Origin of the sequence: Bdellovibrio bacteriovorus (genome assembly GCF_001592735.1) — a bacterium.
GTDB classification, from domain to species: Bacteria; Bdellovibrionota; Bdellovibrionia; order Bdellovibrionales; family Bdellovibrionaceae; genus Bdellovibrio; species Bdellovibrio bacteriovorus_D.
Map to the genome: position 1 here is coordinate 50832 of NZ_LUKE01000006.1, position 26707 is coordinate 77538.

Annotated in this window: 29 protein-coding genes and 1 tRNA gene; 16 read left to right on the forward strand and 14 right to left on the reverse strand. The window is 46.2% G+C overall.

The annotated features are described in order from the left end of the window. From AZI86_RS17105 to AZI86_RS17130, 6 genes are all read right to left on the reverse strand, one after another. Positions 1–4092: a tail fiber domain-containing protein gene (locus AZI86_RS17105; RefSeq protein WP_061836515.1), complete on the reverse strand. Its 4092-nt coding sequence runs from the start codon at positions 4090–4092 to the stop codon at positions 1–3. A gap of 1 nt (position 4093) precedes the next feature. Then, on the reverse strand, positions 4094–4384 hold the full coding sequence (locus AZI86_RS17110; RefSeq protein ID WP_061836516.1) for a hypothetical protein: 291 nt from the start codon (positions 4382–4384) through the stop codon (positions 4094–4096). Continuing rightward, positions 4381–5538, reverse strand: a complete 1158-nt coding sequence (locus AZI86_RS17115) for a LysM peptidoglycan-binding domain-containing protein (protein ID WP_061836517.1) — start codon at positions 5536–5538, stop codon at positions 4381–4383. The genes AZI86_RS17110 and AZI86_RS17115 overlap by 4 nt, the downstream gene beginning before the upstream one ends. 510 nt (positions 5539–6048) lie before the next feature. Beyond that, positions 6049–6444, reverse strand: a complete 396-nt coding sequence (locus AZI86_RS17120) for a HEPN domain-containing protein (protein WP_061836518.1) — start codon at positions 6442–6444, stop codon at positions 6049–6051. After that, positions 6441–6764: a nucleotidyltransferase domain-containing protein gene (locus AZI86_RS17125; RefSeq protein ID WP_157684756.1), complete on the reverse strand. Its 324-nt coding sequence runs from the start codon at positions 6762–6764 to the stop codon at positions 6441–6443. The genes AZI86_RS17120 and AZI86_RS17125 overlap by 4 nt, the downstream gene beginning before the upstream one ends. Before the next feature lie 141 nt (positions 6765–6905). Beyond that, positions 6906–6982, reverse strand: a tRNA-Pro gene (locus AZI86_RS17130). Positions 6983–7075: 93 nt separating this feature from the next. Between AZI86_RS17130 and AZI86_RS17135 the strand changes: the two genes are divergently transcribed. Next, the gene (locus AZI86_RS17135; protein ID WP_061836520.1) at positions 7076–7738 is read left to right on the forward strand and encodes a hypothetical protein; all 663 of its coding nucleotides are present in this window, start codon (positions 7076–7078) and stop codon (positions 7736–7738) included. Here the strand turns inward: AZI86_RS17135 and AZI86_RS17140 are convergent. Next, the gene (locus AZI86_RS17140; protein ID WP_061836521.1) at positions 7735–7920 is read right to left on the reverse strand and encodes a hypothetical protein; all 186 of its coding nucleotides are present in this window, start codon (positions 7918–7920) and stop codon (positions 7735–7737) included. The genes AZI86_RS17135 and AZI86_RS17140 overlap by 4 nt on opposite strands. 149 nt (positions 7921–8069) lie before the next feature. Here AZI86_RS17140 and AZI86_RS17145 point away from each other — a divergent pair, with 149 nt between their 5' ends. Continuing rightward, the gene (locus AZI86_RS17145; protein WP_096000921.1) at positions 8070–8465 is read left to right on the forward strand and encodes a hypothetical protein; all 396 of its coding nucleotides are present in this window, start codon (positions 8070–8072) and stop codon (positions 8463–8465) included. 86 nt (positions 8466–8551) lie between these two features. On the opposite strand, the gene rpsR is transcribed toward AZI86_RS17145, so the two are convergent. Next, entirely contained in the window at positions 8552–8821 is a 270-nt protein-coding gene (rpsR, locus tag AZI86_RS17150; protein ID WP_081111981.1) for a 30S ribosomal protein S18, read from the reverse strand. A gap of 187 nt (positions 8822–9008) precedes the next feature. On the opposite strand from rpsR, the gene rpmB reads away from it, so the two are divergent. The 8 genes from rpmB to AZI86_RS17190 all read left to right on the forward strand — a co-directional run bounded on the left by rpmB (position 9009) and on the right by AZI86_RS17190 (position 14619). Further along, the gene (gene rpmB / locus AZI86_RS17155) at positions 9009–9299 is read left to right on the forward strand and encodes a 50S ribosomal protein L28 (RefSeq protein ID WP_061836523.1); all 291 of its coding nucleotides are present in this window, start codon (positions 9009–9011) and stop codon (positions 9297–9299) included. Positions 9300–9308: 9 nt separating this feature from the next. Next, entirely contained in the window at positions 9309–9569 is a 261-nt protein-coding gene (locus tag AZI86_RS17160) for a 50S ribosomal protein L24 (protein WP_061836524.1), read from the forward strand. 194 nt (positions 9570–9763) lie between these two features. Further along, positions 9764–10078 (forward strand): hypothetical protein, encoded by a 315-nt coding sequence (locus AZI86_RS17165; protein WP_253716003.1) that lies wholly within the window; start codon positions 9764–9766, stop codon positions 10076–10078. 4 nt (positions 10079–10082) lie between these two features. Beyond that, positions 10083–10916 carry a carbon-nitrogen hydrolase family protein gene (locus AZI86_RS17170; RefSeq protein ID WP_061836526.1) on the forward strand — a complete coding sequence of 278 codons (834 nt, stop codon included), beginning with the start codon at positions 10083–10085 and terminating at the stop codon, positions 10914–10916. 128 nt (positions 10917–11044) lie between these two features. Then, complete coding sequence (locus AZI86_RS17175) at positions 11045–11290, forward strand: hypothetical protein (protein WP_061836527.1); 246 nt, start codon at positions 11045–11047, stop codon at positions 11288–11290. Positions 11291–11302: 12 nt separating this feature from the next. Next, entirely contained in the window at positions 11303–13039 is a 1737-nt protein-coding gene (locus AZI86_RS17180) for an electron transfer flavoprotein-ubiquinone oxidoreductase (protein ID WP_061836528.1), read from the forward strand. Positions 13040–13095: 56 nt separating this feature from the next. Beyond that, positions 13096–14220, forward strand: coding sequence for a THUMP domain-containing class I SAM-dependent RNA methyltransferase (locus AZI86_RS17185; protein ID WP_061836529.1), 1125 nt, complete (start codon positions 13096–13098; stop codon positions 14218–14220). A gap of 54 nt (positions 14221–14274) precedes the next feature. Then, positions 14275–14619, forward strand: a complete 345-nt coding sequence (locus AZI86_RS17190) for a hypothetical protein (protein WP_157684757.1) — start codon at positions 14275–14277, stop codon at positions 14617–14619. Here the strand turns inward: AZI86_RS17190 and AZI86_RS17195 are convergent. The 3 genes from AZI86_RS17195 to lpxD all read right to left on the reverse strand — a co-directional run bounded on the left by AZI86_RS17195 (position 14610) and on the right by lpxD (position 16480). Then, positions 14610–14975: a CoA-binding protein gene (locus AZI86_RS17195; protein ID WP_061836531.1), complete on the reverse strand. Its 366-nt coding sequence runs from the start codon at positions 14973–14975 to the stop codon at positions 14610–14612. The two genes, AZI86_RS17190 and AZI86_RS17195, sit on opposite strands and share 10 nt — an antisense overlap. Before the next feature lie 77 nt (positions 14976–15052). Continuing rightward, positions 15053–15421, reverse strand: coding sequence for a hypothetical protein (locus tag AZI86_RS17200; RefSeq protein WP_061836532.1), 369 nt, complete (start codon positions 15419–15421; stop codon positions 15053–15055). A gap of 9 nt (positions 15422–15430) precedes the next feature. Further along, the gene (lpxD, locus tag AZI86_RS17205; protein WP_061836533.1) at positions 15431–16480 is read right to left on the reverse strand and encodes a UDP-3-O-(3-hydroxymyristoyl)glucosamine N-acyltransferase; all 1050 of its coding nucleotides are present in this window, start codon (positions 16478–16480) and stop codon (positions 15431–15433) included. A gap of 122 nt (positions 16481–16602) precedes the next feature. On the opposite strand from lpxD, the gene AZI86_RS17210 reads away from it, so the two are divergent. The 6 genes from AZI86_RS17210 to AZI86_RS17235 all read left to right on the forward strand — a co-directional run bounded on the left by AZI86_RS17210 (position 16603) and on the right by AZI86_RS17235 (position 23947). After that, positions 16603–17139, forward strand: coding sequence for a hypothetical protein (locus AZI86_RS17210; protein WP_061836534.1), 537 nt, complete (start codon positions 16603–16605; stop codon positions 17137–17139). A gap of 127 nt (positions 17140–17266) precedes the next feature. Continuing rightward, on the forward strand, positions 17267–17485 hold the full coding sequence (gene infA / locus AZI86_RS17215) for a translation initiation factor IF-1 (RefSeq protein WP_061836535.1): 219 nt from the start codon (positions 17267–17269) through the stop codon (positions 17483–17485). A 76-nt stretch (positions 17486–17561) separates the two neighbouring features. Then, on the forward strand, positions 17562–19940 hold the full coding sequence (locus AZI86_RS17220; protein WP_061836536.1) for a helix-hairpin-helix domain-containing protein: 2379 nt from the start codon (positions 17562–17564) through the stop codon (positions 19938–19940). A 293-nt stretch (positions 19941–20233) separates the two neighbouring features. Then, the gene (locus AZI86_RS17225) at positions 20234–21103 is read left to right on the forward strand and encodes a hypothetical protein (protein WP_061836537.1); all 870 of its coding nucleotides are present in this window, start codon (positions 20234–20236) and stop codon (positions 21101–21103) included. Positions 21104–21215: 112 nt separating this feature from the next. Beyond that, complete coding sequence (locus AZI86_RS17230; RefSeq protein ID WP_061836538.1) at positions 21216–22604, forward strand: TldD/PmbA family protein; 1389 nt, start codon at positions 21216–21218, stop codon at positions 22602–22604. Then, complete coding sequence (locus AZI86_RS17235; RefSeq protein WP_061836539.1) at positions 22604–23947, forward strand: TldD/PmbA family protein; 1344 nt, start codon at positions 22604–22606, stop codon at positions 23945–23947. The genes AZI86_RS17230 and AZI86_RS17235 overlap by 1 nt, the downstream gene beginning before the upstream one ends. A gap of 74 nt (positions 23948–24021) precedes the next feature. Here AZI86_RS17235 and AZI86_RS17240 read toward each other — a convergent pair whose 3' ends face one another. The 3 genes from AZI86_RS17240 to AZI86_RS17250 all read right to left on the reverse strand — a co-directional run bounded on the left by AZI86_RS17240 (position 24022) and on the right by AZI86_RS17250 (position 26669). Continuing rightward, positions 24022–25059 (reverse strand): hypothetical protein, encoded by a 1038-nt coding sequence (locus AZI86_RS17240; RefSeq protein WP_061836540.1) that lies wholly within the window; start codon positions 25057–25059, stop codon positions 24022–24024. Positions 25060–25328: 269 nt separating this feature from the next. Further along, on the reverse strand, positions 25329–25733 hold the full coding sequence (locus tag AZI86_RS17245; protein ID WP_061836541.1) for a hypothetical protein: 405 nt from the start codon (positions 25731–25733) through the stop codon (positions 25329–25331). Positions 25734–25889: 156 nt separating this feature from the next. Next, positions 25890–26669 (reverse strand): HAD family hydrolase, encoded by a 780-nt coding sequence (locus AZI86_RS17250; protein WP_061836542.1) that lies wholly within the window; start codon positions 26667–26669, stop codon positions 25890–25892. Positions 26670–26707: the final 38 nt, after the last annotated feature.

Below are 26707 nucleotides of genomic sequence, written 5' to 3' on the forward strand. Positions count from 1 at the left end.
TCAAAGCCCCAATTTTTGTTTAATCAGCTGAAGTTCGCGATCTTGTTTTTCTAAGCGAGCCTTGAGTTCGGCATTTTCTTTTCTTAGCGCGCTCACGTCTTGTTCGACGGAAGCCACGCTGCGATGAAGATCGGCAGAATCCGTCGACCATTTTTTATGAAGCTCTTGCAAGCCGGCGGTCAGGACCGACACAAAATGGGCGTAATTCACTTGTTTGAATCCACGCTCATCTGTTTTTACGTATTCCGGAAATAACTTTTCCAACTCTTGCGCGATGAAGCCCGTCTGTTTTTCGTGTTTGAGATCTTTGATCCAAGTAAAATGCACGGTGCGAACTTTAAGCAGCTGATCTAAATTGGTTGTCAGATCCACGGTTTGTACATTTTCTTTTAAACGAATATCGGAAGAACACGATGTTCCGTTCCAAGAAATGCTACATCCTGCACCGCCTGATCCCGTCGAAACGAAATTTGCGATATTGCCTGAAACATTCGTCGTCGAAACGTGCAGGGGAGCATTCGGATTGGCTGTGCCGATACCTAAGTAGCCATTCTGATCAAGACGCATTTTTTCACTGCGAGTGTTATTATTATTACCTGTCGTTTCAAATACCAACGCGGTCCCGTTGGCCCCGGAGCTCCAGGCTTGTGTCGACCATCCCGTGATGCCGCTGGTAAAATTGTAATAGCCGCCAGAATTTGATAAGCCGCCAAAGCCGATAATGCCTAAGCGTTGATTTGCTGCCGTTGGGACCAGGGTGGTCATGATTAAATTAGAACCACCCGACAATATTCCTAAAGAAGCGGTACTGCTAGAACGAATGTTGCCCGAGGCCGAAGTGGACTGCACCTCTAATGAGGCGCCGGGATTTGTCGTACCAATACCCACCCAACCAGATCCCAGAATAGTCATTTTCGTGGATGGTGTGTTATCGGTGGTAGCGCCGGCAGTGCCAGCACTTGCAGTTTGGAAGGAAATACTACTTGCGCCGTTACCCGTAGAAATACCGCTGGATAAAATCAAATCACCCCCATTACGATCGGCGATGTTTTGTTTCGGCGCTCCCGAAATAACCGTCAACGATTTACCGTCTTGAGAACCGGTGTTGTTGCGGGCCATACCAATTTCAGCCGTATTGCTAAAACCACCCAAAGTCAGGGTGTGTCCCGAGCAGCCGGTGACGGAGTTGTAGGCCGAGCCAACCACCAAGCACGCATTTGAAGTGGGTAAGAAAACTCGCGACGCGTTCATTTCGATGCGCCCCGCGCCTTTGGCTGAAATCGCAATCGGAATATCGGTGTCTGAACCCGCCGCCGCCAGGGTGGGGGCTAAAGTCGTTGCGGCTCCGGTCACCGTCAAATAATTCACGGTGCTTGCTCCGCCGTCGACGACCTGGAATTGACGACCATTGGAATTTACAACGTCAAACAGAGAAGTGGGTGATGAAGTACCAATAGCGACTTTGCCGGCCGAGTCTTGGTAAAGTCCCAGAATGTTATTTACGCTCACGGAATAAGAACCTCCGCCGCCTGAAACTAATTTCGTGGAGCTGTTACCGCGATTGATCGTGAAAACAGAACTTGAATCTTGGTATAAGCTTGTTGACGACGTCGAACCCGATTCTTCAATGCGTAAACCCGCAGTGCTCGCAGATTGTTTGATGTGGAATCGATCTCCGGGTGACGTGGTCCCGACACCTACCGCGGTGCCACTGACATACAATGGAGAATTGGCTAGGGCCGAGGCGGAAGAAAGATAGGGAACATAACCCGTAGTTCCGGAGCTCGTCACGACACTTGAAGGTAAGCGAGCAGCATCGATTGTTCCAGAAACGATTTTAGATGCATCTAAAGAGATCGCGGTACAAGCTAAGTTATCAGTGGCGGCGGTCCAGGTTAATGTTTCTCCGGCCGTACATCCTGTGCTGCCCGCACCGAACGTCGCCGTCCCCGTGACCGTGGATCGCAGATCAAACATAGAAATAAAATTAGGTTTCCAAGTCGTGCCATCATAACGCAGAACTTGTCCTGAAGAATTTGGTGCGGTGGCGCTGACGGCTTTGTTTTGGATTTTCGTCACGGTCGTGCTGCCGTCGTTGGCCATACTGATGTCTCCGGATACCGAGACAGCGGCGGCGACGTTGGAAGCGTTGCCCACCCAAATTTTACCAGCTGTTAAGGCGGCACCTGAGGGATCCGTTCCTGAAATTGTGACGTCGGTTGCGGAAGTCACGCGCCCATAGGTGTCGACAGTCAATTGGGGGACGGTGGTCGCGCTGCCATAAGTATTTGCGGTGACTCCACTTGCTGTTAACGCGATCGTTCCTGAACCCGTGATTGTACCACCGCTTAAGCCGGTCCCTGCCGTGATGCTGGTGACGGTGCCTCCACTTGATGTGGGCCAAGCCGAACGACAGTCCGTATCAATGCAAAGTTCCGTGCCTTTGATTTTGCCGACCACTTCTAATTTTTCAGAAGGAGAATTTGTACCAATACCTACCGAACCGGTGGAACGATAAACATTTCCAGAATTCGCACTCCACAATGCATCGGTGACGGTTGATGATAATCCCACAGTCCCGGCGGTGTAAGTCAGGGGGGAGCTAACAGCAATAGGGGCAGCCCAAGTCAGGCCAGAGGCACTTGATGAATCCGCCTTTAAAACATTTCCGTTCGTACCTGTAGGCAAGCGAATATTGTTGGTCCCGTCATAGACGATGACGTCCCCTTTTGTCGTCGTTGGAGCTAAGGCATCGAAAGAATCACTGGCCGTGGTTTTACCTGTACCGCCCTTATTGATGGGTAATGTGCCAGAAGAAATTTGACTGAGTGACAAATTCGTCAAATTAGAACCATCAATCACCGGTAATTTGTCACCGCTCGCCACTTGAACTAATTTTCCCGCGGTTGTTCCTACATCGGCCGTTAATGTGCCAGCGGAATATGAAAGTGGAGATACCACGCTTACGCTGCTATAAGAGTTGGCTCCATTTCTTTGCACAATGCCTGTTGTCGTCATCGAAGCGATGTCCGTGGCGATGGGCGCACTCCAAACAAGTCCTGAGGATTGAGTTGAATCGGCCTTTAAGACATATCCATTTGCGCCTACACCTAAGCGCACGTGATCAGTCCCGTTGAAAACAGGAATGTCTCCTTTGGTTGTTGAGGGAGAAAGAGCATCAAACGCCTCTGTCGCCGAAGTTTTTCCGGTACCACCGTTGGCGATGGGTAAAACTCCGGAAACGCCAGTCGCTAAGGGAATTGTTGGCAAATCGCTTGCTGAGATGTTGCCTGCTGACTGTACGATACCTTTTACGTCGACCGTCACTTTCGTATAAGTGCCCGCGGCAACGCCCGTGGATTTTAAATCAATTGTACCTGGACCCGAGAGGGTGCCCCCGGCAACACCACCGGCGGTTAAGCCAGATCCTACGGTCAGGGAGGAAACGCCGACACCGCCGCCGCCGCCCGAGTTTGAAACATAAAGCGTGCTTGTCCCGGAAACGAGGGATCTTAATTCATTGTAGTCTGCGGGAGAAAGTGGCGTCGTTGTTTGCGGTCCCGAACCGTTAGCTACGCGTAAAAGAGAATCCGAAGTGAAGCCGCCTACTTGAAGGGCATCAATCGACTGAGGAACTTGATTGATCATCTGTTGCGGTGCAGGTTCCCAACCCGTAAATGTTCCATCATTAAAATAGACTAAAAGGCTGCGACCTGAAGAAGCTAGGGGTGAAAAAGTGGTTCCCGAAGAACAAGTCCCTGAGGGGAAAGTGAAGGGAACGCGGTTTGAAAAGATATCTTGAAAGGAGTATCCACTCGTGTCCGTACGTGATCCAGCACCGGAATTTAAGCTTATGGAAAATACACCGGCACTGGCCGAAAGATCTTTAGTCAGCGTTTCCTCATACATCAAACAGTTTTCCGCGCCTGATGTACGAATTTGGACTTTAAATCGAACGGTTGGTGCATTTAGTGGAGTGCCATCAGACTTCATGATGCGTCCGTGATAGGTAATCGCCGGCCCGCTGGCTTTGACCTGTGTCGCTATTGTTAAAACCAATAAAAAGAAGAAAGTGGTTAATGATGTTTTCATATTATTGGGTCTCCGAAACGAACACGCCTTGGATGCCAGAATAAACCTGATATCCACGAGGAGTTGTGGTTGTGACTTCACTACTTAGTTCACCGGCGGAATGAGAAACCACGTACCCGCGGGGGGTGACGGAGTTTTGTTTTCCCATACTTAACACTTCTGAAAAAGCTCCAGCCGGATAAGTACTTTGGACTCCCGGGTGATGACCTTCATCGACCACGGACTGGCCGCCACCAAATGGGTTTGAACACGCCGCTAAAAATAGCAATGCCGCGACAGACACGTACTTCATGGCATCCTCCACCCTAGTCCGCATTTAAGGCCCGTACTTTTTTCTTCTAATTCCAGTAAAGATGTATTTTGCTTTCTGATCTCGAAATAAGCCTGACAGTGAAAATCATTTCCGCTGTCCATTTGATGTTTTACGGATAAAGACAGATCGGCTCCAAGGCCGTTGTCGACGGTGTAAGTATCGTAGGTTCCACCGCTATACCATGAAGCTCCAGCTTGCCCACTTAATGAAAGGTGGCGGCGTTCGATCAAAAGATATTTGAATTCTGGATGAAGTTTCAAAAGTGGAATGGTATTAAACTCCAAACCGTTGCCGACGCCGGAACCGCGATAAAATATTTCACTATCTTGAGAAAATCCCAAGCCCCATTCCAGACGGTGGCTATGGTTGAAGAAGATAGAAGCTCCGAAGCCGGTTTTTACAAACTCATTGTTTTTTAGTGCGACGCCGTTTTTTTCTGATTGATAAGATGCGTTCAACATCGAAAAGTAAAGCTCTGAGCGCATTTCGGAATCCCACTGCTGAGACCAAGAGAGTTTCACCCCTGGATCCATTTTGGATAAAAGTTTTCCAGTTGTGCCGTTGGCTTTATCAACGCCGATCAATGCTGAATATTCGCCATAGATGTCAACTCCCACTGTTGAATAGTCTGTGGTGGATGCGTCTATTAAGGGCGCTGGTGTTAAGGTCGGAGGAGGGGTTGGAGTTGGAGTTGGAGTTGTCGTAGCAACGGGGGCTATTAGGGGAGCGGGGGCCGGAGTTTCCGCTGCTGTTTGGCGAACGTCCTCGGTCTTTAAAGCCACTACATAGATGTCGCCATTTTTTTCTTCGGTGATGAATTTATCCAGTTCATTTTGGCAGTGAAGAGGCAAAACAATCGTATCATTCACGCGCAGAGTATCGCGTTTCGGTATTTGGTTTGATGATGCTGTTTTATCAACGAAGCGTTGCGGTCCCCACAACGGACCGATGTTGAAGCGATAAAGAACTCCGCCTAAGGTGTCGCCGGTTTTAATTTTATAAAAAACTTTTTGCTGAAGTGGTGAACATTCGGACGAGGAGTTTCGAAGGACATACGTCTCAGCTTGAGCTCCCTGCACACAGCTAAGTATTATGGCCATCAAAATTCTCGAGTAGCGTCCAAAACGTTTCATTCACTTTCTCGTTGACTAGATTTTAACATCTCACCCCTGACTTCTCGGATGTTTAGATCTAAAATCAAAGGGTCTTTGTCTTACATATTGTTAACTCCTCGCATTTTCGCGACCAACGTTGAGATTTTGGCTCAAAACAAGTCGTCGTTTGTTAAGGAATTTTACCAGTGTAATGGGGGGACTTAAGTTTGGTTAAATGGATATGAATGTCTCAAAACGAGCAGGGCGAGTGAAGACAGTCTTGCCAGCACGACCGAACCAACTTCGGGTGTGATGTTGTTCGCAATGATGAACTTCATCAACATTGTCGACCACCGCATCGACACGTACGAGCTCGCTGAATATATGCCAGTTCGGATCAATTGTCTCATCTGCCTTCCAGCTGATGTTTTGCTGGCGTCACGCGATTCCGAGCCGCTCAAATTGCTTTTCGCAATTGTTGAGGCTACGTCTTAGAAGAGTTAGAAACCTAACTAAAACGGCTGATGAGAATGTGATTGTTTGTTCAGATCACGAAGATTTTATGGCTTTAAGGCAAGCTTCGAAAACTTCCTCAGCAATCTGAATGGCCTTTTTTACTTTAGCCACTGTCATAGTTTTTCTTTCGGCGTCAGGATATCTGTATGTGACGGCATAGATCGTGAGGCCTTCAGCCTTTGAAATTTTCTTGGCAAGGTTGGGATCTATTTTAGCAACCTCAGCTAAAAGAAATTCCATGTCATGGGTCTTAGGTGTGCGAATTCTTTTGAAAGTTAAATAGGCTTTTACGATTTTTTCAGCACTTTGCTGTGCAAGAAAGGCTGCGCCATTTTTGTACTGGCTAGAAATCTGGAGTGAAGCCTTCGCCATACTAAGATCCGTACGAGCATATTTAATCCATTGCTGAACGGTCTTAGAAATTTTCATAGCTCGATTTCTTTGCCAGTATTCAAAGCCGTTTCAGGAATAGAGTTGAATTCATCCTTCCACTGATCAAATTCTTTTTTAGAATAGATAAAGACATCGGCGATAACGCCATGATTTTTAAAGATCAAGGATCGAGCTCGGCTCATTTCGTCAATAGAAGATTTTTTTGAATCGGTAACCACCATGACAAAATCATAGTCACTATTTTTCGAGGCAGTACCATTAGCACGCGAGCCAAAAAGAAAAAGACGAACTGGCTGAAACTCAGCCTTAAGAGTATTTTTAATCTGATCTAATTTCTTCTGATCAAAAGTACCCAAAGCCACCCTCATCAAGAAAAAAGAAAGGGGGCAAAGCCCCCAAAATAGGCCCCAGCGCCTCAGCGATGGGGTCTAGCAAATTTTTTTAAACAGATGGGTGAATGAGAGTAACGAACTGAACAGCCGCGCTGTTTAAAAAAATGGTCGGGGCGATAGGATTCGAACCTACGACCCTCTGGTCCCAAACCAGATGCGCTACCAGACTGCGCTACGCCCCGACGAGGTTTGGAAATTATGAAATTGGACGGACTTTGTCAAATCTAATTCAAATCTCTGGATACTAACGCGTGATATAAGCTATCCTTTTTTACATGGAAAATTTCATCAACTCGCTGCCAAAGCCAGTTCTCGTATTATTAGTTCTGATTGTTGCTATATTTGTGATCTTTTTACTGCAACCTCCACGCACGATATGTGACACCCAACTGGACTCTTTCAAAGAAGACCAAAAAGGCAGCATCTTTGCCTTAAAAGAAAAAAAGAACGTCATTCCTCCGAGCATCCAGCGCTCTAAAGAGGCTTGCCAGCTTGGGAACAGTCCGGGTTCTTGCTATGAATATTTCCTGACCCTTAAAAAAGTGGCCGATGGGATCAATAAGGCTTCCACAGAATGTGCAGCGCAGCTCTTTGGAGTAGCAGAGGCCCGTACGGCCATCACGGATGGGGTTGAGTTGATGACTCGTCTGGCTTGGGGCTTAAAGCCGCCAGAGCCGACGCTTGAAAGATTTGGTTGGATGCAAGAGGCAGAGCTTGCGACCTTTTGTCGTCTGCGCTCGGTGTACATCCGGGCCAATGGAGAAGAGGGATGGGTGGAGCTGCGCCGTAAGATTTTTGCTAAACTTCCAGGCGAAGAGGTTCCAGTGGCTCTTGAGCCGGGCCAAGAAAGTGTTCAGCCAAGAATGGCAAACACAATGATGACCGAAGAAAATATCTGGAACCGCAGTCTGTTTTCAGTTCGGTGTGAGATCTTTTAGATCGACCACAAGCGCAGAAATTTCCAGCGAGGTTTGCTGGCGCGATATTCCACTTGCCCGTGAAACTCAAAGCCGGCGTCGTATTTGTGACTGATGAGATATTGCGACCCTTGCAGGCGTTGAATGTCCCATTCCAAAGGGTTTAACCCGAATTGTCTTAGTGATAAATTAAGTTGCTCCATGAAATTCTCCTTAAAAGTTGTCCGATGTTCGCATCGTGTTTCGATAAGGAAGCATTGCAACATAAAGGCCCGGACATGCCGGCCCCCGCAACGATTTTATGCGGGTTTCAGGCTTGAGTTGTCCGGCCCCCTGGACTAGCTTCCTAGACATGAGACGAAATGCATTTCTTGGATATTTGATGGCGCAAGTGGTGGTGATTGGGGCGGTTCTGGTGATCTTTCGAGTGATTCCGGAACGTCAGACCGCCGCAACCGTCGCAGGTGTTCTATTTGTATTACTGCCTGTTATATTGATGGTTCTGGAATATAGACGTGCTCAATTACAAGAGATGATCTGGTTTGTGGCCGTTTTGCAGTTTTGGACGGTCTTTGCTTTGCCCATCTTGGGGATTCGGCTTTTGAATTGGGGGGTGCCCTTTGATCAATTGTCTTTTGTTGGAATCCCGGGCCCGGTCCTGCATCAGTTTTCGAGTAAAAGCTACATGGTGATGATGATCGTCACGGCGTGGTGCTGGATTAAGCTGGCTCGAAGAGCCCAAACCTAAATAGGCGAAAATAGAAATAAAAAAAGCCGGTTTTTAAACCGGCTTTTTAGTATCCAATAGGAAATCTAGTTCAGTTCAAAGATTGATTAGATCTCGAATGGAACTGGAGAGATAGCTTCAGCTCTGTGGAAGTTATCGAAAGCATCAGACCCACCTGGCAATAGAGCCAAGTTACGAGCTTTTTTAACTGCCGCAGCAACGCGTTTTTGTTGCGCTACGCTGAGTTTAGAGATGCGAGAAGGAGTGATTTTACCACCGTCGCCGATGAAACGAGTCAAAGATGCTGGATCTTTGTAATCGAATACGTGGTCGCCGGAGAATTCTTGACGGTATTTGCTACGAGTAGTCTTTTTCATTAAAGTCCTCTTTCGATGTCCTATTGGTTGCGAGATCATGATGTGTACAAGAAAAAAGAGTTGCCAGCAAGTATCTTTTTACCTTATATCGTTACTTCTTGTTTGCGGCGCCTCCTAATTTAACCCGGATCGTGCTGTCCAGACTAATAGCTAGTTTGTATATAGGTAAAAGCCGAGGAGCTTCGTTATGAGCAAATGTGAAATCACTGGAAAAGGCCCTGTTGTAAAAAACTTGGTTTCTCACTCCAACATCAAAACTAAATCAACTGCACAACCAAATGTTCAGAAAAAACGCATCTTTAGCCGCGTTTTGAATTCTATGGTTCGTCTACAAATCGCTACCAGCGCTATCCGTGATATGGAGCATGTTGGCGGTTTTGACTCTTACATCCTTAACTCTGATGACGCTAAAATGTCTAAAAGAGCTTTGGCGGTAAAAGCGCGTATCCGTAAAAAAATGAGCACTGTAAAGAAATAGGGGCCAGACATGAAATTGAAAATTAAAAAGGGCGCAACTGTCCAAGTAATCACTGGTTCTGATAAAGGTAAAAAAGGGTCTGTATTGGCTGTAAACGCGGCTGCTATGAAGATCCAAGTTCAAGGTGTGAAAGTTCAAACACACTATGACAAAAAAGACGGTCTTCTAAAAAAAGAAGGCTTCATCGACTACTCAAATGTAAAGTTGGTTGAAGCAGCTTCTAAAGAAAAGAAGACTTCTAAAAAAGCTACTAAGTCTAAATCTGCATAGTAGCTCATAAAAAGCCGACCTCAGTGTCGGCTTTTTTTATCTCTGCCATGGTGGTTTTCATGGAAACCGGCAAAGATTGCCTAAGACAAAGTCCAAAATAAGTCCAAGTTTAATTGTTTCAGCGTTCTCTCTATTTTAGTCCGTCCTGAGCTTCTATAAAATCAAACTTGGGTACAAAACGTAGGAGATGCACCTTGAAAAAATCAATGATCACAGCAGCCCTTGTAATTCTAGGAACTTCCACGGCTTTTGCGGGACTGGAAAACTCGTTAGTTCTTTGCCGCAATCAAAAGAATGTCCGCACTTTGCGTGTGGAAATGGGCGAAGATCAAAAGTGCCGCGCTATCTACACAAAACAAGGTGTCGATGAAACGATTGGTTCAGGGCAAATTACGGGTTCTTGCGAAGAATACATCTCTAATGTTCGCAAGAACTTAGAAGAAGCTAAGTGGAATTGTCGCGAAATTAAAGAAGCACGCACTTCGTCCGTGATTCGCGACGCGGAGTAAATCCATGTCTGCCGCCGAATTGGTTATTGCAAATGTGCAGATGACGTCTATTGACGACGTCGATACCAATTTGATGCAAATGGAATCCCTGCTTGAAAGGGTTTTTGAAAAACACCAACCACGCTTAGTCACTTTTCCGGAAAACTGCCTTTACCTGCGGTTGACAGAAGGTGAAAAAATACCTGGATTTGAACTTTCTCATTCGTTGTTTTCCCGCCTTTCTGAATTATCTGTACAATATAAAACCTATCTTCACTTGGGCTCGGTGCCTTTGTTGATCGAAGGACATTTGTACAATTCGTCAGTCTTAATCACTCCCTCCGGACAAGTGCAGCCCACTTATCAAAAGATGCATCTGTTTGATATTCAGCTGGAGGGGCAAAAAGCCATTCGTGAATCCGATGCTTTTCGCCATGGGCAAAAGCCAAATATTTTAGAGGTCGATGGTTGGCGCGTGGGCGAAGCGATTTGTTATGACGTGCGCTTTGCCGAATTATTTTCTCAATATGCTCGCAAAGAAGTGGATTTGATTTTGGTGCCGGCAGCCTTTTTAGTAAAAACAGGTGAGGCCCACTGGAATATCTTACTGCGTGCACGTGCGATTGAGAGTCAGTCTTATGTTGTTGCCAGTGCCCAAGGTGGAACTCACCGAGGTGTTAGGGGCGGCACGCGAGAGACTTACGGTCATTCAATCAGTATTGATCCTTGGGGCAATATCCTGGGCGAAATCACGCAAAGCGGGCCGGGGTTTGTGATCAATACTTTATCGCGCCAACAGATTGAAAATGTGCGCAAACAAATCCCCATGAAATATCACCGCCGTCTGCCGGTGGGATGAGCTCTTGGCCCTTCGCCCCATAGACAACTCTCTAGATTTCCAGCACTATTTTCTGGTGACATCTTTCTCATTTAGTTTTTATATTCACACTGAATTGGCTCATTGGAGCGATTTAGGGGAGCTGGAACATGATCCGAGTTTTCTTTGCAATATTGGCTATCAATATGGCTTTGGTTTTGACCTCTCACGCGCAGGAGCTTAGCGGCCCTCGTTACGATGAGGCCAAAGAGGCGGAAATTGCCGTTAAAGCTAAAAAGCGTCTTTATCCGGGAGGCCGTGATGAAGAAGAGCTTAAAGTGCAAAGTCAGCTAACAACGCCGGTTCGTAAACTAGCTCCTCAAGCGGAAGTGAAAGAAGAATCTTCCGAAGAATAGCAGGAGAAATAAATGTCTACATACAATGATCTTCCAGAAGGTGTGACTCGCGAAACGATGGATGTTGATGTCCTGATCGTGGGTGGTGGTTCCGCCGGTTTGTCTTGCGCTTTGCATTTGCAAAACCAAATTCAAAAACACAACGAAGATGTCGCCGCTGGAAAAAAACAAGGCGAACAAATCCCCGAGCAAATGATCGTTGTTTTAGAGAAAGCTTCTGAAGTGGGCGCGCACAGTTTTTCTGGTGCGGTTTTAAATCCGAAAGCTTTAAGAGAGCTTGTGCCAAACTTTAAAGAAGAAGGCTGCCCGATTGAGTCGGAAGTAAAAAAGGATGCGGTTTATTATCTAGGTTCTGATTACTCTTTCAAAATGCCAATCACGCCACCGCCGTTTCATAACGACGGGAACTATATTGTGTCTGTCAGCAAATTAAATCGCTGGTTGGCTTCAAAGTGTGAAGAAAAAGGCGTTAATATTTTTCCAGGCTTTGCGGCGGTTGAAGCTTTGTATGAAGGTGACAAAATTGTCGGTGTTCGCACTGGCGACAAAGGCCGTGATAAAAATGGTAAACCGAAGGCGAACTTTGAGCCGGGTTTGATTTTAAAATCAAAAGTCGTGATCTTTGCCGAAGGAACTCGTGGTTCACTTTTCCGCCAAGTGGAAAAGAAATTAAACTTGCGTGCCGGTAAAAATCCAGAAGTGTTCGAAGAAGGCGTGAAAGAAATCATCCAGATGCCACCGGGCACCGTAGAAGCGGGCCAAGTGATTCACACAATGGGCTTCCCATTGTCTAAGTCTATTGGTGGTACTTTCATTTACACTTTGCCAGGCGATAAAATCATCGTGGGCTTAGTGGCGTACCTTGACACGAATGATCCTTTACTTGATCCACATCGTGAATTGCAAAAGTTAAAAACTCATCCGTTCTTACAAGACATGCTTAAAGGCGGAAAAGTGATCGCTTATGGCGGTAAAACCTTGCCTGCGGGTGGCTGGTATTCAATGCCAAAACTTTATGGCGATGGCTTTATGGTTTGCGGGGATTCTGCCAGCATGGTGGATGTGCAAAAGCTTAAAGGAATTCATTTAGCAATGAAGTCCGGTATGCAAGCCGCAGAAACGGTGATTGATGGCTTAATGAAGGGCGGCGACTTTACGGAAGCCGTGACCTCGGGGTACGAAAAACGTATTGAGAGCGGCTTCGTTAAGACGGACCTTTACCGCGTTCGTAACTTCCACCAAGCGCTGAGCAAGGGGATGGTTGCGGGAATGCCTTTGATCGCTTTGCAAGAGGCCACAGGGGGCCGTGGTTTGCATGATCCTATGCCGATTGGGCATCGGGATGCTGAAACCACTGAAAAAGTGGTTGATGTGTGGGGGCCCTATGGGCTTGATCACGAGGAAAACCGTCTGCCTAAGCCGGATGGGCAGTTGTTCTTTGATAAGCTTTCTAGCGTCTATTTGACGGGGACCATGCATGATGAGGACTCTCCGAACCATTTAATCCTTAAAGACGGGGATATCTGCCGTTCGGTATGTGAGCCTAATTACAAATCTCCGTGCAACCACTTCTGCCCGGCCAATGTATACGAGATGGTGGACTCCACTAAAGAAGCCGGTAAGAAGGACTTACAAATTAACTATACCAACTGTATTCACTGTAAGACTTGTGATATCAAGTGCCCATTCGAAAACATCGAGTGGACGGTTCCCGAAGGCGGGGGCGGCCCTCAATATCGTGAAACTTAGAAGGCTCGGCGGATAAAAAGGGACCGGGTCTTCTTAACCAAAGAAAGGCCCGTCCAATGCCAGAATTTTTCGCCTCCACAGCCCGTGGATTAGTTGAACCTCTTGAACAAGAACTTAAAGATTTAGGTCTTAAGGTCACTGATAAATATATCGGAGGAGTGTTCTTTGAAGGGCCTTGGGAAGACTGCTACAAAGCCAATCTTCACTCTCGCTTAGCCAGCCGTATCTTAAAACCGATTTTAGATTTCACCGCCTACCAGCCTGAAGAACTTTATAACCAAATTCTTCGCCATGATTTTACGAAATACATTAAACCAACACAAACGATCTCTATCGATGCATCGGTGTCTGAATCAATGATGCGGGACCAACGTTTTGTGGCGATGAAGGTGAAAGACGCCATCGTGGATCAATTCCGTGATAAATATGGTGTGCGCCCGGATGTAGATAACGAAAACGCTTCTTTGCGCATCAACGTGCGCGTGATTAAAAATCAATTCAACGTGGCGATTGACACTTCAGGTGAAAGCTTATTTAAGCGCGGCTATCGCACGGAAACTGGTGAAGCGCCGCTGAAAGAAAATCTGGCGGCCGGACTTTTAAAAGTCACCGAATGGGATGGAAATTCTCCGTTAGTGGATTTCATGTGTGGTTCGGGAACTTTCTTGATTGAAGCCGCGATGATGGCCATGAATATTGCCCCGGGTATCAACCGCAAACGTTTTGGTTTCCAAAACTGGTTGAATTTTGACAAAGCCACTTGGGAAAATGTCGTGCAAATGGCGATGGATTCCGAAAAAACAGAGTTGCCGTTTAAGTTTTACGGTTTTGATATTGATTCTAAGGTCATCCGTACGGCTAAAGAAAACGCTCGCAATGCGGGTGTTGATGGTGTGATCGAGTTTAAAAAAGAATCGGTGGCGACTGTCGAGCCACCCGTTGAAAAAGGCATGATCGTGGTGAATCCTCCTTATGGCGCGCGTATCGGGGATGAAGACAATCTTCGCGACGTGTATCGTGATCTGAGCTTTACTTTGAAGCACAGATTCAAAGGCTGGGATGCTTGGATTCTTTCGGGCAACAAAGATCTCATCGCGGACCTAAAGTTGAAATCAACGAAGAAGCATTTCGTATTTAATGGGAACATTGAATGCCGTTTCTTAAAGTACTCAATGTTTTAGGACGGTCGCTTGATTTTAGCTTTCTTTTTGAATTTATTTTTGGGGAGTCCGGCGTTGAGATACGAGTCGGTGATTTGTACTTATTCTGAATCCGAGACCGTCAAAAAGACGGTCTCGCAAAAATTGATTACGATTACTATTGATGCGGACTTCGGGCGTTTTGCCGAAATTCAATTCGGTGACGACACTAAAAAGATTCAGTATCAAATTCTTTTAGAAAACGATGCGAACAACGAGGCATCGGTAAACATCCTTCAGAATTTTCTGATAGGGGATCTTGAAAGTTCCGCGGAGTTTTCGGCGGACGCTCCCAAATATACTCGGATTGCTCAAGGCGCTCACAGTGTTCGCTGTGAGCTTGTGCCGGTGAAGGTGACTGCACCGGCGACTCAAAACTGATTTGTTCTTAATAAAACCATCGTGCACGCCTCGGTGGTTTCAATTCCGGCTTTTTCTAGTTCTTCTGCAAATTCTGTTGATTCTGTCCCTGGATTAAAGATCACTCTTTTGGGGTGCAGCTTTTTGATTTGATCTAAGTAAGGCTGCAAGCGCTGGGGATTCACATACAGAGTCAGCGTGTCCACACTTTCAGGTAAAGCCGTTAAAGAAGGTGTGACGTTCAACTCGTCAATTTTATCGATGTGGGGATTTACGGGATATACTTTGTGGCCATACTCTTGCAGCATCTTCATGGCTTTGTGAGCATAGCGTTCTGGATTGTCACTGGCTCCCAAGATAGCGACGGTTTCAGTCATGTCATTCCTCCTAAAAGAAAATACTAACATCAGTCCTTGGGAACCGTTCTTAAATCTCTGTCATGAAAGATTTTAAATTACATCCAAGGTTTGTTGACGGCGATAAATGCCGCGGTAGTGCCTAGACCCAAGATCAAAACCGCCACCGGCCAACCGATATAGCCTTTGCGTTTTACTAAGGAAATTCCAACGCCCATTAACAACCAGATTCCGATTTTTGCTTGAACCCAAGTCGGTAAACCCGCGACCAAGCCTAAGCGCGCGGCTAACCCGAAACCGCTAACAAAAATAAAGAGCAAGCCAACGCCGTGACAGGCATACGCCATAATGCGAGCCGCTTTTTTTAGCTCTACACGTGCGTACATAGAAACTAGCAATCCACCGAAACCGAAAAACAAAAGCATCAGACCTAAAAGATGAATGACTTTATAAAAGTTGTACGACACAGAATTCTCCTATTCTTCGGCGTTGAGGCCCAGGTGTTTAAGTACTCTGGCCATGTCTTTACGTAAGCGGGTTAGGTTCGTCAAGTTAGCAAGTGTTTTTAACGAATCACGCAGCGGCTCGGCAGGATAGCCGCCAAAAGCTCCCGGGCCTTCCATATCTTTAGTGACTCCTGTGCGGCCAGCTAAAATGACTCTGTCGCCAATGTGAACGTGGTCGGCAATATCAACGTTGCCGCCCGCCATGCCGTTATTGCCCATACTGCTAGAACCCGCCATTTTAAATGCTGCTGCCAGCACGCAGTCCTTACCGATCACCGAGTTGTGCGCAATGTGGACGAAGTTGTCGAATTTGGTGCCGTCGCCGATGCGAGTTTCAGTGAGAGCTGCGCGATCCACCGCACAGTTGGCGCCCATCTCGACATAGTTACCTATTACCACGCGACCGATCTGCGGGATTTTTTTGTGAGTGCCTTCTTTGGTTTGAGCAAAAGAAAAACCATCAGCACCGATCGTGGTGTGCGGATGAATTTCGCAGTGAGTTCCCAAAACGCAGTGCGCGCCAATAAAAACCTGCGGGTGCAACAAAGTGTGCGCCCCGATATCAGCGTAAGTTTCAATCACCGTGTGTGCGCCGATGGTGCAGTGATCGCCGATTTTGGCGTGTTCACCGATCACCACATAAGGTCCCAAAATAGTTCCCGTGCCGATGTGGGCGGTTTCGTGAACCACGGCGGTGGGGTGAATTTTGGTGGCTTGATTGAAGCGATTCATTTTTCCGTCAAACAGTGGCAAGATTGCCGCCATTGCCAGTTGCACGGATCCTGTTGAAAAAAAGGTCGCAGAAGAATCTGTCGGAAGAGTCAGACTTTTATGAGCCACGATAATAGGAGACTGCGCTTTAAGTGCGGCTTCCAGCTGGGGCGCTTTGCCGACAAAGACGAGCGTGTCCTTGGTAGAGAGTTCAGGAGGGAGAACCGAGGTTGCTACCGCTTGAAGTGGACCCGATACATATTGAAGATCGGACGAATTTAGTTCTTTAAGAATTTCTGCTGTGATCATAGTGATGCCTCGCGCTAACAGTTCTCCTATTATTTTTTTGATGTCAAGACACCGGGTGATAGTATAAGTCTGCTATAGATTACTTTTTGATGTTTTCTCACCTTAATAAGAGAGGAACTGAGATGGCTAAGAAAGCTGCAAAAAAGGAAGCACCTGCGGCAAAGAAAAAAGCGGCAGCAGCACCTAAAGCGGCGGCAAAACCGGTAAAAAAAGCGCCTGCCAAAAAAGCAGAAGCAAAACCGGCTAAGGCCGTAGCAAAAGCTCCAGCTAAGGCTGCAGAAAAAGAAGTTAAAGCAAAGCCTGCGAAAGCGGCGGCTCCAGCTCCTGTTTCTAAAGCTTCAGAAAAAAAAGCGGAGGTAGTGAAACCTGCCGCTGAACCTAAACCAGAGAAAAAAGCGGAAGCTCCTAAGAAAAAGGAGAAGAAAGCGAAGGTCGATAAAACGGGTCTGTCTGAAGATCAAGCCAAGTGGGTTGAGCTTCATGATAAATATCAGACTTTAAAAGCACCGACTTACAGTATTTCTGGTCAATTTGAAGCGCGTACACCGATTCAACACAAAATTTTCGGATGGGGATTTATTCTTTCAAATGAATATGATCGCTTAGAAGTTTTATTTGAAGATGGAAAGCGCATGTTGATAAGCAACCGTCAGTTATAAGTGTAATTTTCGATCTGCCGCATCGCTGCAACAGGACGCTGGAAGGGCTCTTTAGGAGCCTTTCTTTGTTCTTCGGCGGCAGAAATCTATTGCTTCGCCTCTGAAACTCGCCTACTAATTTACCTACATGGCAAAAGACGATTTAGTACAAATTGATGGTAAAGTGATCGACGCCCTTGCGGGTGGACTCTATAAGATCGAACTGGATAATAAAGCGATTATCAACGCAAAACTTTGCGGAAAAATGAGACGCTTTAATATTCGTGTGGTCGTGGGCGACCGAGTGAGCGTAGGGGTTTCTCCTTACGACCCAACTCATGGTCTGATCATGTTCCGTCATAAATAAGACTTACAACTTAATCTAAACTCACAAATCCAAAGACGACTCCGATGAAATCGGAGTGTAATAAGACGAGGCACCTATGGATCAGGCTCTTCAGAGTTATTTGGCACGTATTGCTCCCACAGTTTCCGCAAAGTCAGCACAAGCCGTGATTGAACTTGCCGCGGAAGGAGCAACGGTTCCCTTCATCGCACGTTATCGTAAAGAAAAAACGGGGAACTTGGACGAAGTTCAAATTCGCGCCGTGATGGAAGGTCATGAGACCTACAACGAAATCGTGAAGCGCAAGGCTTTCTTAATCAAAGAAATCGGCGAACAGAACAATCTGACCGCAGATATCCAAAAGCGCATCGAACTTTCCTGGGATCTGGGAGAGCTTGAAGAGATCTACAAGCCGTTCAAGAAAAAGAAAAAAACCAAAGCGACTATCGCGCGCGAAGCGGGATTGGAACCTTTGGCGAACTGGATCTGGGATATGGGCCATGGCAAGATCAAAGACGATCAAACTATGGAAATGAAAGCCAAGGGCTTCCTAAATCCGACAGCCAAAATTGTGACTTACGAAGAAGCGCTTAAAGGGGCTCAAGATATTATCGTCGAAAAAATCGCCAATGATGCGGAACTTCGCGCGATGATCACAAAAAATTATCATGAAAAAGGCCGCGTGGTGGCCAAAGCCGCGAAAGGCTTTAAACCAAATTCGAAGTACGACATGTACAAAGAATTTGAAGAGCCCGTAAAACCTCTTTTTGATGCTAAAAACAATCATCGCTATTTAGCGATGCGCCGTGGATGGCAAGAAGAAGAGTTGGCTTTGGATATCAAAGCTGATGACGAAGAAAATTTAAAAGCTTACGAAAAATTTGCGACTTCGACTCCGGACAATGCGATTGGGGATTATTTGAAACAATCGGCGCGTTTGGCGTTGAATGTTTATGTTCTTCCGTCTGTGGTGAATGAAGTTCACCGGATGTTAAAGGAAAAAGCAGACACAGATGCGATCACCGTTTTTGCGGAAAATGTGCGTAAGCTGTTGTTGGGTTCCCCTTACGGCGCGAAGTGCGTTTTGGGTGTGGACCCGGGTCTTCGCACGGGTTGTAAGATTGCTTTGATTGATAAATCAGGTGCTTTTATTTCTCACACCGTTTTGTACACTTTGGGGGATGACGCTGAAAGAAAAGCGAAGGCTCTTTTCGGTGAAGTTTTAAAACAAATCCAAATCGAAGCCATCGCGGTGGGTAACGGAACGGCAGGACGTGAGACTGAAAGTTTCATCCGTAAAATCCTTAAAGACTTGGGTAAGAACATCCCGGTGGTGATGGTTTCAGAATCAGGCGCGTCGGTGTATTCGGCTTCTGAAGCGGCTCGTGAAGAGTTCCCGGATCTGGACGTTACGGTCAAAGGGGCCATCTCGATCGCGCGTCGTTTGCAAGATCCTTTGGCCGAGCTTGTAAAAGTAGATCCAAAGGCGATCGGTGTTGGTCAATACCAGCATGACGTGAATCAATCGCAATTGAAAAAATCATTGGAAGCTGTCGTTGAGTCTTGCGTAAATAACGTGGGCGTAGACGTAAATACGGCTTCAGCGGCGTTATTGTCACATGTTGCGGGCATTGGTCCGGCACTTGCGAAAGGGATCGTTGAAGCTCGTAAGAAAACATTGTTCAGCGACCGCCAAGAGCTTTTGAAAGTTCCGAAGTTTTCGGCAAAAGTATTTGAACAAGCCGCGGGTTTCTTACGTATTCCTGCAAGTAAGCAAGTTCTTGATAGCACAGGTATTCACCCCGAGCGCTATCAGGCCGTGACCGATATGGCGAAAGATCTTGGTGTGTCGTTGTCCGAAATTATCGGCGAAGGCGCTAAAAAGCTGGTGGCTCAAAGAACAAAATGGGCGCAACTGGTGGGTGAGTTCACCTTTGATGACATCGTTAAAGAGCTAGAAAAACCAGGCCGCGATCCACGTGATCCATTTAAAGTTTTCCAATTCCGTGATGACATCATGGAAGTGAAAGACCTTAAAGAAGGCATGGTGTGCCCCGGTATCGTGACCAATGTTACTAACTTTGGTGCGTTCGTAGATATCGGTGTTCACCAAGATGGTTTGGTGCATATTTCAGCTTTATCGCACAAGTTTGTTGATGATCCACGCAAAGTCGTGAATCCAGGTGATCATGTGATGGTGAAGGTTTTGAAAGTCGATACCGTGAAAAACCAAATTTCTTTGACCATGAAAATGGAAGACGCCCCAGAAGCGTCAGCTCCTCGTGGCGAACGCCGTCCAGATCAAAGAAATGCGGGGGGGCCTAGACCTCAAGGGGGGCGTCCTGGTCAAGGGGGTCCTCGTGGTGAGCGCGATCGCGACAACCGCGGTGGGGCGCCGGGCGGAAAACCTCCGGGCAATCCATTTAACAATCCATTTGCAGCACTTTTAAACGTTAATAATACGAATAAAAAATAAGGAGAACATCATGGCAGTTAAAGGAAAATCAAAAAAAGGTATCCGCCACAGAATGAAGCGCATCTCTAAAAAGAAGCGCATGTACCGCGCAAAAATCCGTAAGTAATTTTTTGACAGCGTCTTAACAAGCGCTCTTCAAAATATTCAGGAATCAAAAACCCTTCTTCGCAAGAGAAGGGTTTTTTGTTTTGGGAGCTCGAAGTTTATGTAAAAACATAATTATATTTAGACTAAAGTCTGATCAGTTTAATTCTAGACTGCCTCGCTGACTATAAAGTTCCGATACTCATGTTATGAAGAAGTACGTTTCAATTATTTTTATCGTCGTTGCTGGCTTATTAACTCTTAACTGCCAGGAAGCCAAAAAAGCGGCCGTTGTTGATATCGGATCGCAAACGCCGGATGGGCCCACAGTTGTGACCGAAGTTGAAGGCGTTACCGCGGGTTCTCCGTTATTTGTTAAAGTTGGATTAGCCTGGGAGACGGATACTTCTGGCAAATATACTTTTTCCTCGCCATGTTTTTTTCCTCCTGGGTCGGTGGTAGGGGATGAAAAAGATTGTACCTTTACTGTCCCTGAAGCGAAGCTTTTTTACAGCCGTGTGAACTTCAGGATGGGGTCGCTGGATCCTGTAAATTGCGGCAGGATCGTTTTTGAGCCGTATTATTTTCAACGATCTAATAGAAAGATTGCTAATGCATTCGATCCATCCTTAACGGAAATCGATTGTGCCACGAACCCCACAAATCCTAAGGCTTCTGGATGTTGGGGAGGAGCTGCGCCGATTCTTCTTGGGGCAGAATGGCCTCTATCAACTGCAAAATATTTCTTTCCGACTATGGGGAATCAGAACGACTACGTTATTGATTCGTCTAACACTGTTAGGCATTTGGGCACCGGCGTAAATTGGATGATTACCAATGATTTAACTGACAGAGTGACGGGATACCAAGCCACCGCGAATGCGGATCCGACAAAACCAACTATCGTCGGCGCTAATGAAAGACTGCCTAACCAGTTTAAAGACTATTTCGTTAGCTGTGTGGACATATGGGGCGAGTCCCAGTACAAGATGAGGCTTATAATCTCTGACGAGAATACAGTAAATTCAGTCAACGGGTCTGTCTTGGACACCTATACTGATTGGGACAATTCTCCCTAGACTTAGAGGTATTACGGCGTAATACCTTGCCGTATTTGTACTGGATCTTGGCGAATTTTCTTTTAGGGGCGCGGGTTTTAGGGCTATTCTGCTTTGAACCAGGAGGCTCCTCATGATCGTGCAACCTCATATTCTGACTAAGGCTCTGGATGCGGCTTTGAGCACCGGCGCAGATTTCGCCGATATTTTTCTTGAAGACACTTATTCCTCTCAATTAACAGTTTTAAATGCGAAACCGGAACAGGCCATTGTTGGTCAACTTTATGGCGCGGGCATTCGTTTATTCTTCGGTCACGAAATCGTTTACGTCACGACCAATGATCTTTCGGAGGCAGGCTTAGTTAAAGCGGCCTTAAATGCAGCGCAAAGCCGGGGCCAAGGAAATCCCAAAAAGACCATGCCACTGATGCAAGTGCCATTTGATTCGATTCACACCTTTGGTGAAAAACCTTGGGAGATGGATCGTGCGCGCAAATTCCGTTGGTTGAATTCTTTGGACACTGTTTCGCGGGCGCGCAGTTCGCATGTCACGCAAGTCGAATCGGGTCTAAATGAAAAATTCCAACGTGTGCAAATCGCGAACTCAAAAGGAGTGATGGCTTACGATGAGCGTGCCTACACTCGCTTGCGTTCCGAAGTCTACGTTGAAAAAGATGGAATGAAAGAAAGCTTCTATGATGACGAAGGTCACATGGGAACTTCTGAAATTTATGATCAAGTGAATATCAATAAAATCGCCGAAGAAAATGTTGATAAAGCGTTGATGCTGATGACGGCCCAGTATGCGCCAGCGCAAGAAATGCCCGTTGTGATTGACAATGCTTTCGGCGGAGTGATCTTCCATGAGGCTTGTGGGCACGGCTTAGAAACCACAAGCGTTGCCAAAGACGCTTCGGTCTTCTGTGGTAAGATGGGGCAAAAGATCGCTCACGAAAGTGTCACCGCGATCGATGACGGAACCATCGCGAATGGCTGGGGTTCGCTCAGCATGGACGACGAAGGAAATAAGACCAAAAAGACGACATTGATTGAAAACGGTGTTTTAAAATCTTATATCGTCGATGAGATGGGTTCACGCCAAACCGGCTATGAAATCACGGGCAGTGGGCGTCGTCAGTCGTATAAATATGCGCCGGCTTCTCGTATGCGCAATACCTATATTGCTGCGGGCAAGGATAAGTTTGAAGACATGATCCGCGACGTAGATTACGGACTTTATGCAAAAAAAATGGGTGGCGGCTCAGTAAATCCGGGAACGGGTGATTACAACTTCAAAGTCGTTGAAGGGTATATCATCCGCAATGGCCGTATCGAAGAACCAGTTAAAGGCGCGTGCTTGATTGGTCGGGGCATCGACACTCTTGGAAAAATCACCAAAGTTTCTGACGATCTCAAATTGGCCCGCGGCATGTGCGGCTCTGTCAGCGGAAGTATTCCAGCGGCGGTTGGACAGCCGCAAATTTTAGTTTCAAGCCTTATGGTCGGCGGGAGAGCGAAATAATGGATGCGATTAAAGAAAACTTCCAAAAAATTGTTTCTGAAGCCAAAAAAGATGGTGTGCGAGTAGAGCTTCTCATTGCCGGTGGAGAAAATATCTCTATTGGCTATCAAAAACGAAAGCTCGATTCTTTTGAATCGACGCAGTCGCAAGTCGCCGGATTTCGCGTCATTGATGGGGCGAACCAAGGTTATGCTTACACCGAAAATCTTTCTGACGAGTCTTTGCTTCGGGCTTATAAAGAAGCTTTTAACAACGCTAAGACGGTGGAGAGTAAAACAAAATTTGAAATCCCTTTGACTAAGCCAGGACAAAAGATTCAAGCCTTGGATGTGAACAGTGCGGAAGACATTCCGATGGATGAAAAATTGGCCGTGGCCCAAAAACTTGAAGAGTATTGTCTTGATGCAGATAAACGCATTCAGGCCGTGCCCTATTCGGGGTTTGATCAGTCGACCAGCTTTAAGCGTATTTTAAATTCAGAAGGCTTAGATCAAGAATTTAAACAAAGCTATTATACAGGATATAGCTATGCTTTGGCGAAAGACGGCGAGTCTTCCAAAATGGACGGCGAAGGATTTTTTGCTCGTCGTTTTAAAGACATTGATGTGAAAGAAGTGACTCAAACAAGTGTAGAGAAAGCGATTTCGCGCTTAGGAGCGGTAAAACCAGAAACAGGTCATTTCCCCGTGGTGATTGATCGCACTCAGTTCCCTATGGTCATTGCCATGTTCCGCGCTTACTTGTCGGCACAAGAAGTTGACGAAGGAAAATCTTTGTTCGAGGGGAAATTGGGACAGAAAGTCGCCAGCGATAAGTTCACTTTGATTGATGATCCCTTTGAAACTCGTGGAAGTGCGGTTCGTCCGTTTGACGACGAGGGTTCTCCGACTCAAAAAACGGTTTTATTTGAAAACGGAGTTCTTAAGAATTTTCTAACAAATATCGAGTACTCGAAGAAAATGAATCTGCCACACACTTCAAGTGCGGCTCGTAGCCCGGCTTCTCCGATGGGAATTGGCGCGACGAATTTAGTGGTAGCTAAAGGAACAAAGTCTTTAGAAGATCTTTTAAAAAAGTATCCAAAAGTGATCCACATGACCGAGTTCTCGGGTGGTTTGCATGCGGGCTATAAAGATACAACGGGTGATATTTCAATGCCGGCAGAAGGTTTTTTATATGAAAATGGCAAGAAGGTCGCAGCCATTGATCAGTTTGTGATGTCCGGAAATGTGTTGGACCTTTTAAGGGATATTGAAGAGCTTAGCAATGAATACAACCGTGAGGGGTCATCGACGATCTGTCCAGATGTGTTGGTTAAATCGATGAGTTTCGCCGGAAAATAAAAGATAAGAAAATGAAAAAGCAAAGACCGAAGGCATCTTATCCTTCGGTCTTTTTTTACTTTAAAATCTAATTCTTAGTGTTGACCCAAAGATCCCAAAAGAAGTTGTAGGAATCCCGCCATACCTTGAGTTTGGCCTAAGCCCAATCCCAAGTTAGGAAGAGCGCCGGTTTGACCTTGAGTCAAACTGCCAAGCAAAGTCGTGATCAAGTTTGTGTTCAAACCTTGGTTGCCTCCTAAGTTGCCCAAACCTAGGTTGGCACCGGAAGTGAATGATCCCAGAAGTGTTTGAATAAGATTGGCGTTCAAACCACCCGACAAGCCCGGGATGGTGATGCCACCGATACCCGTTACTGATCCGGAGCCGATGGAACTCAAGATGCTTGAAAGTAAGTTTGAATTCATACCTGGGATTTGGATACCTCCAACACCGGTCACGGCACCTGATGAAATGGCCGAGATGATGGAAGACAATCCACCAGAGCCCAGGCCTGTGCCTCCCAAGTTACCAAGAAGAAGCCCCATCAAGTTTCCAGAGGCTGTCGGCAAACCATTTGTCGGAATCCCCGCGATCGGAAGATTTTGGAAAAGAGATCCGGAAAGAAGAGATACTAAGTCTGTAGGAAGTGCTCCGCCAGTCACATTGCCTAATCCGGTTGAGCCCAAGATCGAAGTCAATGAACCGTTACCAATCAAACCCATCAACGAGCTGATTTGTGATGTTGGCAAACCTAGGTTGCCAACGCCTTGGGAAGCGCCACCGATAAGAACTGGCAGAATCGCGCTAATGTCGTTAGATCCCATTAAGCCCGCGCCAAGAACTGATGAATTTGCAAATCCCATGATAGTAGAGATTTGTGAAAGATCTAAATTCAATGCTGGAAGATTTAAGTTCATTTGAACTTTTGTTCTTGCAGTTGATGAAGTCGCATTGGCTTTTAATGTTGCCTCAAGATCTGCAAGCATCTTTTGAGCTTGTGATTCTGGCTGCGCAGCAAGAGATTCATTTGTTGATGAATCGCTCTCATTAGTAGAACCCAAAGTTGCAAGCTTGTTGTTACATCCAGTTAGCATTCCGATTGTGACTAGTGCGAGAATCAAAAGTCTGTTCATGGTGTGTTCCTTTCGTTAAGTACACATTCAGGTTAGGACCAAAGTCGGAAAATAAAAACACTCGAAAAAAATAAATTTTTCGAGTGTTGAATGTGCTGACGGTTTTTTAAAAATCATTGAACAAACTTTGAACAGTAACTTAGACATTACATAAGAATGTCTGAGTGCTTAACACTTCTGTTTTACATTCACGGTTTTTCCACACTTCCTAAGAAGAAAGGAAATCTCAGGATGAAGCGGCAAAAACTGCCACGGTTCATTATTATGGTTCACTTGCGCAAAAACGACCACCAATGACGGCGTGTTTTAGCTTCCGTATTGTGATATTTTTGCTGGGCTCCTTGCTCTGAATCCTTATTCATCACGTAATCCTTATTGTCAGAATTCTCTCCGACAGGAGGTTTTGTGACCTGTCTTCCATGACCCCCGTCGCTATATATAGATGGCCGAAAATCATCGGAGCCATAGACTTGTTCAGGGCGATCATGGTGTTCATGGGCCAAGCGATCTTCGGTATTAAAGCGGATTTCTTCCGGGTCATTGTATTGAGCCGAGTTGGGGAGGAAGTCTTGATTGTCATCGGTGAAGTTTTCTAAGATTTTCGAGTCGTGTTCCGGATGGTGCCGACGAGTTCCACCATAGTGATTTTCTTGGGACTTAGTATTTTGTGGCATGCAATCCTCCTAGTAATGAAAGATGCATATCTGATGCCGCAGTTAAATTTGTGTTTTCACATGAAAGCCAGGGTATTCACCCAAGCTTTCATGGCAAAGATCAAAAAAATGATTCAATGTGGGACAACCCTGGGGATAAATGCCCGCTTTGGCGATTCACTTTTTAGACGCTAAAATCGCTTGCGCAATTTCGGTAAAGCCTTCGCCGCCACGATTTTTACTAACATACGTGGGTGGATTCTTAATCTGATCCAAAAAGTTTTGAATATTGGCCACGGCAAAGCTATGAGGGAAGTACCGAAACATCGGCTCATCGTTCGGAGAGTCTCCGCTGAAGCCGCAAATCTGTTTCGCTTTTTCGGCATCAATACCAAATTCGCGGTCTAAAAATCGCAAAGTCATTGTCAGCTTGTCATAGTTTCCAAACCACCCATTGACGTGAATCGAGCTGACTTTGGCTTGAGCTCCGTGAGATTCAAAAATCTGTACAATTTTTTTGACCTCCGAAGAGGCCAATGCCGGGACATCTTCGCAGAAGTCGATGGCCAAATCCATCAAGCGACAGAATTGATCGCTGGCCAGGTCGCAGCCGGGTACTCTCGATAAAATTTCAGACTCTAAGTTTTTGAGCTTTGCTCTGTTCTGTTTTTGAGTAGCCTCGTCAAAAAAGAAATGGCGATGCATTTTTCTATTATGATAGCGAAAATAAAATCCGCCGTTTTCGCCGACGATACCGCTAACGGGCCACATGCGGGCGATCATTTCACACCAACCCGCGGGACGTCCGGTGATCGGGACGACGTGGATTCCGTGGTCGTGCAAATTCCATAAAGCTTCGTAAGCTCCGGCCTTTAAGTGACCTTCATCGGTCAAAGTGTCGTCGATATCAGTGAACAAAAACTGCAGTGAGCTGTTGAATTCGGAAGCATTTTTCATTCCTTTAAGATTACCGGAGGAGAGCGGTTGGACCAAGG